This is a genomic window from Leptolyngbya sp. AN02str (assembly GCF_050565595.1).
Lineage (GTDB): Bacteria > Cyanobacteriota > Cyanobacteriia > Elainellales > Elainellaceae > Kaiparowitsia.
This window is the reverse complement of the sequence record NZ_JBNXVR010000016.1, coordinates 20,128-32,569: the sequence shown is the minus strand read 5'-3', so window position 1 is coordinate 32,569 and position 12,442 is coordinate 20,128. Positions and strand designations below refer to the sequence as shown.

General features: G+C 53.0%; 10 protein-coding genes. 4 read left to right on the top strand and 6 right to left on the bottom strand.

From position 1 onward, the window contains the following. Positions 1 to 67: 67 nt before the first annotated feature. Both ACQ4M4_RS13950 and ACQ4M4_RS13945 read right to left on the bottom strand, forming a co-directional pair. Positions 68 to 1,519 carry a phospholipase D-like domain-containing protein gene (locus tag ACQ4M4_RS13950; protein ID WP_430685105.1) on the bottom strand — a complete coding sequence of 484 codons (1,452 nt, stop codon included), beginning with the start codon at positions 1,517 to 1,519 and terminating at the stop codon, positions 68 to 70. Between the two features lie 99 nt (positions 1,520 to 1,618). Next, a complete protein-coding gene (locus ACQ4M4_RS13945; protein ID WP_430685104.1) occupies positions 1,619 to 2,428 on the bottom strand; it encodes a glucose 1-dehydrogenase in 810 nt (269 codons plus the stop codon). Between the two features lie 286 nt (positions 2,429 to 2,714). Between ACQ4M4_RS13945 and ACQ4M4_RS13940 the strand changes: the two genes are divergently transcribed. Further along, positions 2,715 to 3,773: an AI-2E family transporter gene (locus ACQ4M4_RS13940; RefSeq protein ID WP_430685102.1), complete on the top strand. Its 1,059-nt coding sequence runs from the start codon at positions 2,715 to 2,717 to the stop codon at positions 3,771 to 3,773. Positions 3,774 to 4,198: 425 nt separating this feature from the next. Here the strand turns inward: ACQ4M4_RS13940 and ACQ4M4_RS13935 are convergent, their stop codons facing one another. Further along, the gene (locus ACQ4M4_RS13935; protein ID WP_430685101.1) at positions 4,199 to 4,390 is read right to left on the bottom strand and encodes a hypothetical protein; all 192 of its coding nucleotides are present in this window, start codon (positions 4,388 to 4,390) and stop codon (positions 4,199 to 4,201) included. Positions 4,391 to 4,561: 171 nt separating this feature from the next. Continuing rightward, entirely contained in the window at positions 4,562 to 5,893 is a 1,332-nt protein-coding gene (locus ACQ4M4_RS13930; protein WP_430685100.1) for a ferredoxin reductase family protein, read from the bottom strand. 115 nt (positions 5,894 to 6,008) lie between these two features. On the opposite strand from ACQ4M4_RS13930, the gene ACQ4M4_RS13925 reads away from it, so the two are divergent. Together ACQ4M4_RS13925 and ACQ4M4_RS13920 are read left to right on the top strand one after the other, a co-directional pair. After that, positions 6,009 to 7,649, top strand: a complete 1,641-nt coding sequence (locus tag ACQ4M4_RS13925; protein ID WP_430685099.1) for a cation:proton antiporter — start codon at positions 6,009 to 6,011, stop codon at positions 7,647 to 7,649. 30 nt (positions 7,650 to 7,679) lie between these two features. Continuing rightward, a complete protein-coding gene (locus ACQ4M4_RS13920) occupies positions 7,680 to 8,438 on the top strand; it encodes a cobalt-precorrin-6A reductase (RefSeq protein ID WP_430685098.1) in 759 nt (252 codons plus the stop codon). 266 nt (positions 8,439 to 8,704) lie between these two features. Here ACQ4M4_RS13920 and ACQ4M4_RS13915 read toward each other — a convergent pair whose 3' ends face one another. Beyond that, a complete protein-coding gene (locus ACQ4M4_RS13915) occupies positions 8,705 to 9,109 on the bottom strand; it encodes a hypothetical protein (protein ID WP_430685097.1) in 405 nt (134 codons plus the stop codon). An 88-nt stretch (positions 9,110 to 9,197) separates the two neighbouring features. Between ACQ4M4_RS13915 and ACQ4M4_RS13910 the strand changes: the two genes are divergently transcribed. After that, positions 9,198 to 9,860, top strand: coding sequence for a class I SAM-dependent methyltransferase (locus tag ACQ4M4_RS13910; RefSeq protein WP_430685096.1), 663 nt, complete (start codon positions 9,198 to 9,200; stop codon positions 9,858 to 9,860). A 278-nt stretch (positions 9,861 to 10,138) separates the two neighbouring features. Here ACQ4M4_RS13910 and uvrC read toward each other — a convergent pair whose 3' ends face one another. Beyond that, positions 10,139 to 12,148: an excinuclease ABC subunit UvrC gene (uvrC, locus tag ACQ4M4_RS13905; RefSeq protein ID WP_430685095.1), complete on the bottom strand. Its 2,010-nt coding sequence runs from the start codon at positions 12,146 to 12,148 to the stop codon at positions 10,139 to 10,141. Positions 12,149 to 12,442: the final 294 nt, after the last annotated feature.

Here is a 12,442-nt window from a genome sequence, read left to right as displayed (position 1 = left end):
TTTCGGAAGCGCAAATTTTGCCGCCCATGGCCCAATCCAAAATCAAAATTCAAAAATCAACGGGGTCTTATAGCAAGTTTTTGAACAACAGGCCAAATCGGCCTTGTGCCTGCTCCCAAATGGGCCGCTGTTGCCATTGCTCGTAAGTAAGGCATTGGCTGCTTTGCAGTGCGGTTGAGAAGAATTGCTCCAAATTTTGTACCAATTCGGGATGGGAGGCTGAAATATTCAGCTCGTCGTTGTGGAAATAGCTGCGCGGATCAAAATTGGCACTGCCAGTGCTGGCCCAATTGCGATCGACCAGGGTCATTTTGGCGTGCATCATGCTGGGTTGGTATTCGCAAATTTGCACCCCTGCCCGCAGCAAGTCTCCATACATTTCGCGCGAGGTGTAATGCACCAGTTCCTTATCCGTTTTCTCGCTCATAGTGAGAATGCGAACATCCACTCCCCGATTCTGCGCATCCATGAGGGCACGGCGCGTATTGGCATCGGGAATGAAGTATGGACTGCTAAGCCATAAGCGCTCGGTGGCGGCCAGGGCGTTGAGTTGGGTGAGCATTCGTACCGATGATTCCCCCAACGAAGCGGAATCGTCGGTAATGTAGAGCGGTTCCACAGCTGCGGTTGCTCCGGTGGTTTCGATCCCGGTTGGGTTTGTATTGCTGGCTTCGACCTGCACGCCAGCTGCGGTTGGGTCTGGCTCTGGGACGAGATTGGTGGAATCAGGGGAATCAGGCTGTGGCGCAGATTGGGTTGAGCCTCTGGGCTGCAACGCTTCTGCCAGGTCAATGGAGCCGCCCTCTTGCACCCAGTTTTGCAAAAACAGCCCCTCTAGTAATTGGGCGATCGCACCCTCATACCGCACTTCAAACTCTAGCCAGGGAGCGCGATCGTCAATTTCAGGATCGCCATCCCACTCATCCGAGACTCCAGCACCGCCAGTCAGCACGGTTTGCCCATCAATAATTAGCAGCTTGCGATGGGTGCGTGAGTTGTAATCGGTGGGTGATCTCCAATCAAACTGGCGAAAGAGACGCACCTCAATGCCTTCATTTTCAAGGGTTTGCCAATACTCATCGGGAATATCGTCGCTACCGTGGTCATCGGCAATAACTTGCACCTTGACTCCAGCTTGCGATCGCTCTATCAATGCAGCAGCAAAGTCATCGGCTCGTTGTCCTGGCTGCATGTAGTAAGTCTCGAACCGGATGGAAAATTGCGCCTCACGAATGGCGGCCAACCGGGCGGCATAAATATCCTCGGCACCCACCCAAAAGCCGGTCATGGCTCCTTCCGAGGCGATCGCATTGCCCAAACTCACCATCGCCAGTGCAAAACGAGGATCTTCCGCAGCAGGCGCATTCTCCAGCTCGTACTCTGCCGAAGTGCGAAACGCACCTCGCATGTACATCACCCCTAAAACGCTCAAACCAGACACAGCCACCCCAAGCGCCACCAACCCCAACAGCGATCGCACCACAGAACCCAATTGAAATCGCTTTTGCTGTTGACGCATGAGAAATCCTATGAGGGTGACGGATGGAAGGTGTAACGGATGAAACAAGTGCAAGTCAAACACGCACGGCTAACAAACCAACGCAAAAACACCCTTGCTCTAAGCCGACCAAGGCTCCTGAAAATCGGCATAGAGCGACAGCCCCCCATCAATAAACAGGGTTTGCCCGGTAATATAGGCTGCTTCGTCCGAAGCCAAAAACACAACCGCTGCGGCCATTTCATCGGAGGTGCCCGCACGACCCATGGGAATGTGGCTTTCAACTTCGGCCTGCTTTTCGGGATCTTCCGTCCAGGCGTCGTTAATGGGGGTAATGGTGGCACCAGGGGCGATCGCATTCACTCGAATCCCCCGGCTGGCATACTCCAGCGCCAGCGTTTTGGTCATTCCCTGCATGCCAAACTTACTCATGGAATAGCTGACATACCTAGGTCGAGGAATCAGCTCATGCACACTCGACACGTTGATAATTACTCCGGGGCGTTGATGGGCCACCCAATGTTGAATCACCTCACGAGCACACAAAAATGAGCCGCGCAGGTTCACATTTAGCACCTGATCCAAATCTTCTGCCGTCAGCTCATGCGAAGGCTTTTCAGATTGAATGCCCGCATTATTAATCAAAATATCCAAGTGGCCAAACGTGCTCACCACTTCATTCACCATATCGACAATGTCAAACTCTTGGGAAATATCTCCCTGTACCGGCAGCGCACGAACCCCGCAAGCGTTGACATCTTCACAAGCTTTTTGCATCACCAGTTCACTAGTTTCGTCGCCCCGTTCTGGATCTTTACGGTAGTTAATGGCAACATTGCAGCCTTCTTGAGCGAGCCGAATGGCGATCGCCTGACCAATGCCCGAGGTTGCTCCGGTCACGAGTGCTGTTTTTCCATCAAGCCGTTTCACGATGACTGCCCTCACTGCTTGTGCCAACTACTGAGATAAACCACAAGCGGGATATACAGAACCCAACCCATTCCAGTACGTTGTTGGAATCTGTTGGAATCGACAACATCCGCATGTACCTCGTCAATGACGCAATATAATCTCCCCAAAAAGATATCAGGCATTACAATTTCATATCCCTACCTATGGGGAGATAAATGAGGCAATATCAACAAACGATAAAAAATTACGTCATTGCATAATTAGGATTTCCTACGGTGCACCCCGATCAAGAAGCCTCACCTTTATGAAAGAGCCACGACTAAAACATTTTTGGGATCAACTCGATAATTCAAAACTCGTCTACTATCTGCTGCTGTTCGCTTTGGGCTGGGCGATCGTGCAGGTGCTCGTGTATTTCGATTCGGTTATTGTCATTTTTACCTTCTCTGCCATTCTTGCGTTTTTGCTCAATTACCCAGTCCGTTGGCTGAGCCGATACATGCCTCGAGGGGTGGCGGTGATTGTCATTTTTTTGATTGCACTGCTGGCCGTTACGGGGCTTGTTGCCACGCTAGGATTTGCACTATTGGCTCAAGCCCAACAGCTTGCTGAGCAGTCTCCTAGGCTGTTGGAGTTTGGGTTTGATTTATTGAATAATTTGCAGCGATCGTTTCAACGGTGGAATATCTCGGTTGACCTCACCACGATAGAAGAGCAAATTCGAGATCAGTTGGTCACAGGCATTGCGGTTGGCCTAGCAACGCTGCAAAACGTGTTGGGTAATTTGCTGAATTTAATTTTTATCTCAGTAATTGCGTTTTTTATGTTACTGGATGGAAATCGACTGTGGCGGTTTTTGTTAAAGCTGGTGGATGAAGACCAGCGCGATCGCGTCACCTCGGCAATTCAGCAAAATTTTCTCGGATTCTTTTGGGGGAGGTTGTTACTCTCTATTTTTTTTGGAGTATCTTCGTTCCTCGTGTTTGTTATTCTTCAAGTTCCCTATGCTTTGTTATTAGCTGTAATTGCAGGTGTGTTCGATCTCATTCCGGGTATTGGTGCAACATTAGGGATTTCGCTTGTTGCCATTATTTTGCTGCCCCAAGGTTTTTGGACAAGCCTCAAGGTCATTGGCATTTGTATTGGGCTTCAGCAAATTGAAGAAAACCTGCTCATGCCGCGTATTATGCAAGGTTCCATTAATATGAACCCGGTGGTGATGTTTTTTGCCCTACTGGTGGGGGCACGAGTTGCCGGTTTGGTTGGGGTCTTTTTATCAATTCCCATCGCTGGGGTTGTCATTAGCCTCCTTCAGCTCAACGAAATGAAAGCCAAAGAAGAGCCGCCCCCGGAAGAAGTTTAACCCCCTGTTCAAGCCTTACCCATCCAGTCAACATCGAGCTTAAAGAGCGATGAACTCTAAGTAACCAGTCATTATTAAACCTAAAATTCTAAGCCCTGTGCCGCCCGCTATGTGGGCAACACAGGGCTTTAGAATCTGATTTTTTTTAATGGTATCGAGATGATATTGAGGTACTTGGCAATTCGATCGGCAATGGGGGGTGTTCTAGGTCTATGCATGCGGGTTGTAGAGAAGAGGTGGAGTCGAGCCTCTACAATCAACATCCCCACGTGTGAAACACAACCTGCCCGTGATTTGTGATTGAACGGGAGTTATGGATAAGCGGAAGCGCCCAATTTTGCGTGCGCGTTGCGCACGCAAAAATGGGCGCTTCTGAGGGTTGCGCGACGCGTAACCCTCAGAAAAGCCTTTAACCGAAACTGGCGTTACTGAGGTAGGGTACGAACAAAAACACTCGTTTGCCTTTCGTGGCGTAATCCTAAATCTGCCAGCTCACGACCGATTCGTTCTCGTTTTGTCCGCTCAAGCTCGACTGGACTGGGTCGGCTTTGTAGCCATGCAAACATGGCTGATGCTGCAATCAGCATTAGCGTGATGAGGGACGCTAATTGCAACATGATGCTATACCGCATAGGTTCTACACCTCATTTAATAAAGTAAATCAATCGGATTGGCTAATTCAGTCTTGGATGGAATTGGGAAAGCTCTATCAAGCTGGTGGACAACGATAGCCGATGGGGATGGATGATCAAGGGAATGGCGATCGCACAACCATCCCAAGCGTTCGCCTAAACCAAGTTGAAATGTTCCATATGAATATTGGTAGCAGGCACATCTAGCTCATGCAGCGCTCGTTCGACAGCATCCATCATGCGTGGTGCAGCACAAATAAAGTACTGCCGGGTGCCTCGCCGCTTGGGAATGTAGCGCTCTAACAGATCGCGATCGACATAGCCCGTTTCGCCCTCCCAGCCATCGGGAGGATGGCGCAGCACATGCACAACCGTCAAATCCATGCGCTGCTGCATCGCCTCCAACTCTTCTCGAAACGTTACATCATCCCAACTACTGCTGGCATAAATCAGCAGGTAGGGGCGTTCGTCGTCGTGGCGTTCGCCATGGGTTTTGAGAATGCTCATGAATGGAGTGATGCCTATGCCCCCAGCAATGAACACAAAGCCCGCTGCATCTTCGTAGCGATCGCTCGTAAACACTCCATAGGGGCCATCCAAGTAGGCTTTGGTCCCTGGTTGTATATCCTTGATTTGCTCGGTAAAGTCACCCAAGGCTTTGATCGTAAATTCCAGTCGCTCGGAATTATCACCATTCGACGACATGGAAAATGGATGCTCACGCATGCGAAACGGCGAAATATCCAGCGTAATCCAGGAAAACTGCCCTGGGTCAAATGTAAAACCCTGGTGCCCGTGGGGGCGCAGAGCCAGGGTCCACGTGTTCCCCCGTTGGGGAGTTACATCCTCAACCAAGTAAGGCTTCTTAGTCATCAGGGCGGGCTTAATGAGCCGCACATAGACCAGCAGCCAGAGAGCCGTAAGCGCGATCGCCGCCCAAAGAACTGTCTTCCAAAACAGCGATAAGTAGTAGTTCACCCCAACCGCATGCGCAATGCCAAACGACAGAGCCAACACCGCCATCGTGCCATGCAACAAGCGCCAGGGTTCATAAGGAATGTGGAGCTGAGTTCGCCAAATGGATGTGACGACTAGCACAATCAGGGCCGAGGTAGCCGTTACAGCAAATCGGGCTCGCCATGGCGCTTCCAGCACATTCAGCAAAGCCAACGTTTCGGGTTGGCGAATAAACAAAATAATGGGATGAATCAGGATAAAGCAAAACGCAACGATGGAAATGTAGCGATGAAATTGCAGAATAATGTCAATTCCATAGGAAGATTCGATGCGGTTGATGCGGGCCGTGAGCGCAAACTGGAGCGCCATCATGGCTAGGCCAATAAAGCCCAAAGCTACCGAAAACTCAATCCAAAACCCGCGCTCTATGTTGGGGGCGGGTGGATAGAGCAACAACACAAACAGCGGAAACAGTGTTAGGCACAGGTAAATTCCAATCCAAAACACTGCGATCGCAATAGGACTGCGCATCAACAGGCTTCTCATAAACCCCAGGTGAACTAAATGGTGCAGTCTCACCTTAGGTAGGTTAGAAGGGATTGTCATCTCTCTGAAAGAAGAATACAGAATCAGGAAACGCAAACGAATGTTGGAAAGTGTGCTCTGGGTTTTGTTGGTTGGCTTTTTTGCGGGGCAACTCGCTCGGCGCGTGAAGCTGCCAGAACTCGTTGGCATGATTGCGGCTGGAATCCTGTTAGGGCCACAGGTTGCCAATCGTCTGGGGCCAGAGATGCTAGAAGCTGCCAGCGGACTGCGTACGATCGCCGTGATGGTCATTCTCATGAAGGCTGGGCTGGGGCTCGATCGCGACAAACTGGCACAACAGGGGACGGTTGCCCTCCGCCTCGGATTTTTGCCCGCCATTGGAGAAGCGATCGCCACTGCATTGCTATCCATGGTGCTGTTTCAGTTTGATCTTGCAACCGGGCTCATGTTGGGCTGCATTATTGGAGCCGAGTCTCCTGCTGTGATTGTGCCGGGAATGCTGCGGCTCAAAAGTTTGGGCTGGGGCGTTGAGAAGGGAATTCCCGATGCAATTTTGACGGGCAGCGCTTTGTCGGATGTGCTGTTGCTGCTGGTGTTTAGCCTGCTGTTGGCTTTTTTGACCCAGAGTACCTCAGGGCTGAGTCTGCCCGGAGGTGTCACGCTCAGCCCTGTGCAGCTACTTCCTCTGCAAGTGGTGTCGCAAATTGCGTTGGGGTTGCTGTTGGGATGGCTAGTGGCACGGCTGGTGGTGCGCCTACTGGCCAACCAAAACTGGACTCAAAATGCGGTACAAGATGCGATCGTGGCTGCCAGCATTGCCCTACTGTTGGTCGTGGTGGCCGAGGTGGTGCCCATTTACTCGGGTTATTTAGCGGTCATGGCAACTGGTTTTTTCGTGATTGAACTGGATGGCCCCCTGGCGCGGCGATTGCGCAGCGGATTCGACAGTTTGTGGGTGGTGGCGCAGCTGTTTTTGTTTGTGCTGCTGGGGGCGAGCATTCAGCTCAATGTGCTAGAGGGGGTGCTGCTGCCGGGTTTACTGTTGCTGGTGCTGGGTACCCTGGTTGGGCGGGGCATTGGCTGGTATCTCTCTACGCTGGGCAGTAATTGGAACTGGAAGGAGCGGCTGTTTTTGCTGCCGGGAAACTCAGCCAAGGCGACGGTGCAAGCGGCGATTGGGGCGATTCCCCTGGCTCAGGGAATTGCGGGTGGAGACACGATGCTGGCGATCGCCGCTCTCTCCATTTTGGTTACTGCGCCTTTGGGTGCCTGGGCTATTCCCACCTTTGCCCCCAAACTGTTGACCCGGGGCGATGTTGACCCAACCAAAGTTTCTGTATCCAAAACGTTGGTGTTGCTGGCGGCTGTGGATACCTCACCGCTCGCAGTTGCGGTACTGACCAAAACTGCCGAACTCGCTCGCCGTAGCGATGCCAGCGTGATTGTGCTGCATGTGGAACGTGCTGAAGATCGCGATCGCACCCTCGATCTACAAGCCACGGCTCAACGGCTTCTGGCGGATATTCGCCACCAGTTTTTGGTTGTCAATGGTTCTATGCCCGAAGCGATCGTGACGACGGCCCTGCATCACAACGTGGCCGAAATTGTGATGGGCAAACGGGGCGATCGCTCACAAGATGGGCGATCGCATACTTTGGATAGAGTGCTTATGGGGTCGGTTTCGCAAGCTGTCCTGGAGACCAGTCCAATTCCAGTAGTGGTGGTGGAAGAGGGGCAGTAAGGGGGAGTCGGGAGTCGGGAATAGGGATGGATGGAACAACGAACACGGGTTTTGATTTTAGGGGGAACGGCGGAAGCGGCTGAACTGGCGCAGCGGTTGGAGGCTTTGAGCCATGTTGATGTGATTACGTCGCTGGCAGGAGTAACGTCGCAGCCGAAGCCATTGCCAGGAACACTGATTCGCGGAGGATTTGGCGGGGTGGATGGATTGGTGGATTACCTCAAGGCGGAGGCGATCGCTCTCCTCATTGATGCGACTCATCCATTTGCGGCTCAGATCTCGCACGCGGCGGCAGCGGCGGCAGAGCGGTGCAAGATTCCCCGACTGATGGTGGTGCGGCCTGCGTGGAAGCCAGAAGCGGGCGATCGCTGGATTGAAGTTCCAACAATTCAAGCGGCGGTGGAGGCAGTGTCCTGTTTGGGGCGGCGCGTATTTTTGACCATTGGCCGAAAGGAGCTATCTCGATTTGCAGACCTGACCTCGTGTTGGTGTTTGATGCGGTTGCTTGAATCACCTCTGGCCGATCGTCCAATGCCTTTGGGCACAGCGGTTTATGACCGTCCGCCCTATACCGTGGAGGGCGATCGCCAGCTCATGGTTGAGCATCGCATTGATACCGTGCTGACCAAAAATAGCGGTGGCGCGGCTACTGTGTCAAAGCTGGTGGCCGCACGCGAGTTGAATTTGCCGATGGTGATGGTTCAGCGACCGTCTTTGCCAGATGGAGTGCAGGTATCGGATGTGGAGAGGGCTGTGGCGTGGGTGCAACGGTTGGGTGAGTCTGCATAGTCGGCTCCAGCGAGAGGTGTTGTGCAACCGTGCTGCGTAACATTCTTGCTGCCATAGGACTTACGCAGTTGAATGATTTTGGGAGCGTTTAGCACTCCCAAAATCATTCAACCCCCTGTTTTTTTGTCTGAAGTGCGTCAGTCCTATGTACAAGCCGTTGGAGCAGGAGCGATGAATCGGCTAATGGCGCACTAGCTGATGGTCGAACTAGCTGATGGTCGAACTAGCTGATTGTTGAACTGACTGATAGAAGAGCCGACTGAGTGTTACTGGAGCAAACTTGTCACCCAGCGTTCGTCTCCGGTTTCTGTCCGCTTGAGTTGGGCGAGTCGCCACACTTTGCTTTCGAGTTGCTGCTGCACATACACCTCAAATGGATTTTTGCGCTGAACAACGCGATGGTCGGGGTAAGCGATCGCAACGTCGTAGGTGCCGCGCACTCGATAGGATTTCAGGTCGGAAATGGTGAGGGGTTGACGTTCCGAAATTTTAACGTGGCTTACAGAAAAATTTGGCGGAACCATGTTAGGCTCTGCCAGCTCTGCCTCAAGCTCTGCCTGAGTTTGGCTCAGTTGTAGTGCGATCGCCTTTTCAACCACATTTGGGTTAGGCAGGGCGCTACAGGCCGTTAACAGCACGGCCAACATTCCAATTAAGATCGCTCGCCACATGGCTCTTGGTGTTGTGTTCATCACCTATGATTGTGCCATCTCTTTCAACGACCACGGCAATTGCCAATTCACCTCAACCAGTTGGACTATGAGTAGCAAAAGTTTAGGGCTGAGCGAAGGTTTGCACAATTATCTGCTGTCGGTATCGCTGCGCGATGCGGATGTGCTGCGGGAACTGCGCCAGGAGACGGCACAGCATGCGATGAGCATGATGCAGGTAACGCCGGATGAAGGCCAGTTTCTAGCGTTTTTGGTGCAGCTCATTCAGGCTAAAAAGACGCTTGAGGTTGGGGTGTTTACGGGCTACAGCGCTTTGTCGGTGGCGCTGGCGTTGCCGGATGATGGGCAAATTGTGGCGTGTGATATCAGCGAAGAGTATACGGCGATCGCCCGTCGCTATTGGCAAATGGCTGGGGTTGCTCACAAAATTGATTTGCGCATTGCCCCCGCGCTGGAAACGCTGGATCGGCTCATTGCTGAGGGTCAAGCGGGTCGTTTTGATTTTGCGTTTATCGATGCGGATAAGACGAATTACTGGAATTACTATGAGCGATCGCTTCAGTTAGTTCGTCCGGGTGGGTTGATTGTGGTGGATAACGTGTTGTGGTCGGGGCAGGTTGCGGATGCGAGTGATCGCAGTGACAGCACTCAGGCGATTCGTGAATTCAATCAACGGCTGCATCATGATGAGCGCATTACGTTGAGTATGATCCCGGTCTCCGATGGGTTGACTCTCGCGATTCGGCGCTAATTTAACTCCAGGCATGGAAGATAAGGCTTGTGCTTGGGGGTGCGTCACCCCCTACCCCCTTGACTGGGAGGGACAGCAGCCCGTCTTCCCAGACCCCCCTCGGCAAATGGGTTGTCGGTGAGCGGTGTTGAGCCGCTTCGCATCGGTGGGGTTTGGATCAGGTGTGGGCTTGGGTGGAGTGGTGGCTGGAAGGTAGGGGTTGGTGAGGTGGGTTGGTCAACGTCAGTTTCGGTTAAGAGCTTTTCTGAGGGCGGCGCGACGCGCAACCCTCAGGTTGTTTAGGGTTGGGGGGTGTTTTCGACTGGGTTTTCTTGGGCTAGGTCGTCCGAGGCGATGGCTTCTGCCGTGTCTGCGGGGGTTGCTCGTTCTAGCAGCAGGCTTCCGCCTAGGGCTGGGTCATCGTCTTGCAGTTGGGGATGGAAGTATTCGTAAATGGTTTGCGCCATTTTTGGGCCAATTCCGGGCACTTCGGCAATTTGCTTGGCGGATGCCTCTCGCAAATAGTCAATCGACCGGAAGTGGGCCAACAGCAGCTTTTGCCGATTCAAGCCTAAGCCGGGGATATCTTCTAGGCGCGAGCGCCGCATACGATCGCTCCGTTGTTTGCGGTGAAAGCTCACGGCAAAGCGGTGGGCCTCGTCTCGCAGGCGACGCAAGAGCTGTACACCAGGCTGCTCGGCCTCGGTAACGAGGGGCGACGATTCACCGGGCAAAAAGATTTCTTCGCGCTGCTTGGCAAGGCTGACGACCTTGACATCCTCTAGCAAGTTCATTTCGCGCAGTGCGGCCACCACCGCCGAAAGCTGGCCTTTGCCCCCGTCTATCATCACCAAGTCTGGGAAGTCGGGATTGCCCAACCGCTTCAAATCGGGATTTTGGGCATAGCGCCGAAACCGCCGTTGAATCACCTCGGCCATGCTGGCAAAATCATCGGAGTGGCCAGTGCGCACCGTGGGGTTTTTGATCTTGTAGTGGCGGTAGTGCTGCTTGGCGGGCAGCCCATCCACAAACACCACCTGCGATGCCACTGCATCGGAACCCTGGATGTGGGAAATGTCGTAGCCCTCAATGCGGTGGGGCAAGTCGGGCAAGTCCAAAATTTCGGCCAGATCCAGCATGGCTTGATTGTTGCGATCGGCAAAGCGTTGCGTCCGCGCCAGTTCGTACCCGGCGTTGCGCTCCACCATTTCGATCAGGTCGGCTTTGCTTTGGCGCTGCGGCACAATGATGGAGGCTTTGCGGCCTCGTCGTTCTGTCAAAAACGTAGTCAGCATGCCAGTTTCGGGCAATTCATGCTGCACCAAAATTTCGGCTGGAATTTCAACGGTCTCTACGCTGGAGTAGTGCTCTTCCAAAACTCGCTGCAAAATGGCCCCTGGCGTACCCGACTGGGCATCAGCGACAAATCCTAGGCGACCCACCAATCGGCCTGCCCGAATTTGAAAGAGCTGTACACAGGCGTGATGATCGTCAGCCATGAGGGCGATCGCATCTCGGGATACAGTATCGTCTGGTAGCGCCACTTTCTGGTCTGCCCCCAGGCTTTGCAATCCGCGAATTTGATCTCGAATCCGAGCCGCCAGCTCAAAGTTCAAGTCTTCGGCGGCTTTTTCCATCTGCACTTGCAAAATGTCTTCTAGCTCTTTGGTGCGCCCTTGAAAGATCATGGCTACCTTTTGCATGATCTTATGGTAATCCTCGGGCGAGATGAGCCGCTGGCACACACCAGGGCATCGGCCCATGTCGTAGTTCAGGCAAGGGCGATCTTTGAACACGGGCTGGGGCCGCTGCCGCAGGGGAAAGACCCGCTTCACCAAGTTCAGCGTGCGCCGCAGCGACCCCACATCGACATAAGGCCCGTAGTAGCGGTCTTTGGTTTTGCCAAGCCGCCGCTTGCGGGTGATAAAGATGCGCGGATAGTCTTCGCTCCAGGTAATGCACAAAAAGGGATACTTTTTGTCGTCCTTGAGCAGCACGTTGAAGTGAGGCTGGTGCTGCTTGATTAGGTTGGCTTCCAGGGCCAGCGCTTCGGCCTCGGTATCCGTCACGATGAATTCAATTTCCGCCACCTGCATCGCCATCAGGGCAATTCGGGGATCACGGTATTGATCTTCCCGGAAGTAGGACCGAACGCGCGATCGCAAACTTTTCGACTTGCCAATGTACAGAATGTTGTCGGTCACATCCCGCATAAAATACACGCCGGGCTCCTGGGGAATTTCCTTCAAGCGCGTTTCTAGGCGTTCCGGGTCTTTGAGCAGGGTCGATGGAGAAGAAGACAGAGTCACAGGGAAATTGGGGAGTAGAGAGATGAGAGCGGGAGGAAGAGTGAGGGACTAGGAGTTAGGGGCTAACAAGCTTGAGTTACATGTGGAGGCGATCGCCCGCTATTTCTAGCTTAATTTTTCTTCGAGAAGGGCTTTCTGGCAGAATCATGAGCCTTCTTCTTTTGAGTCTAGCGTTCAAAAACCTGCTCCATTTGCTTAACGTGCCATCCAAACGTGATACCATCCCTTTTGCTTGCCAGAACCGCATCGAGTTGCCAAAGCTCAGGCAAGTCCCCCTAACCTTTTTGCTAAAAA